Below are 406 nucleotides of genomic sequence, written 5' to 3'. Positions count from 1 at the left end.
GTACACCGATCATCCCGTGGGAGGGATCCCTTCAGGGTGGCCCGCGTACACCGACGACACCACCTGGCGCGAGCGGACCGAGGCGGCCACGCATCTCCAGGTGATGACGCTCGCCCCAGCCGTTCACGAGCGCGCGCAGATCACCTTCCTCGGGTACGTCGAGGACAACCCAACCGACTGGCCGTACCTCATCAACACCTTCGCCACCAACTACAGCAAGCCGCACAACCGCGTCACGACGATCACCAACGGGCTCGGGGCGCTCGTGGAGCTCGACTACGAGACCGTCTCCACGACGGGCGCGCACGGGATCGCGGGCCTCCACACCTACCCGCGGACGGGCGCCAAGGGGGCGATGGCCGTGGTCACCCGGCATGCGACGCAGGCCAACCCGCAGGCCGACCTC

1 protein-coding gene is annotated in these 406 nt (G+C 68.7%); it reads left to right on the top strand.

Annotated elements, in window-relative coordinates; all coding sequences use genetic code 11:
• Positions 1–16: 16 nt before the first annotated feature.
• Positions 17–406: hypothetical protein (locus tag OEB96_RS00235; protein WP_266213363.1), on the top strand; the 390-nt coding region annotated here is incomplete at its 3' end.

The sequence above is a fragment of the Paraliomyxa miuraensis genome (assembly GCF_026337845.1).
GTDB lineage: Bacteria > Myxococcota_A > Polyangia > Nannocystales > Nannocystaceae > Paraliomyxa > Paraliomyxa miuraensis.
Note: the sequence above shows the minus strand (reverse complement) of the source record. Positions and strands in the feature narration are given on the sequence as shown.